Annotated in this window: 1 protein-coding gene; it reads right to left on the bottom strand. The window is 48.8% G+C overall.

Annotated features, from left to right (window positions below; all coding sequences use genetic code 11):
- Positions 1-42: 42 nt before the first annotated feature.
- On the bottom strand, positions 43-525 hold a 483-nt coding region (locus FQP90_RS23135; protein ID WP_280116006.1), incomplete at its 5' end, for a methyl-accepting chemotaxis protein.

Here is a 525-nt window from a genome sequence, read left to right as displayed (position 1 = left end):
ATTGGTTCGGAACCGTGTCAGCCGTGCTGAAGGCTGGTTTCGTTAGGTTCTAAATCGATTTACTTGGCTCTCTAGGTGATGAGCAACCTCAGTTAAGTCACTCGCTGCGCCAGAAATACTGCTTACAGACTCTTGGTTACTTTGTGCGATGGTGTTTGCACCTTGCGCATTTTCACCCAGCGACTTAGTCAAGCAATCCTGTTCATCAACCGATACTGCGATCTGGCTGTTGGCCTGATTCAAATCTTGGATGTGTTGGTTAATCACATGCAAATTCTGAGAGGCTTGTTGTGCCTGAGTTGAAGCATCTGAAACCGTGCTGTGACTCTCTTTGATCGACTCTAGCGCGTCTTTTGCACCACGCTGCAGTGAGGTGATGAGTTCATCAATCTGGCTAGCAGAATCTTGAGTACGCTTAGCTAGCGTTCTTACTTCATCGGCTACTACTGCAAACCCACGACCTTGTTCACCTGCGCGAGCGGCTTCAATAGCCGCATTCAATTCGATCCTCGCCCTCATCCTGGA

Origin of the sequence: Paenarthrobacter nitroguajacolicus, from assembly GCF_007786235.1 — a bacterium.
Lineage (GTDB): Bacteria > Actinomycetota > Actinomycetes > Actinomycetales > Micrococcaceae > Arthrobacter > Arthrobacter nitroguajacolicus_A.
Note: the sequence above shows the minus strand (reverse complement) of the source record. Positions and strands in the feature narration are given on the sequence as shown.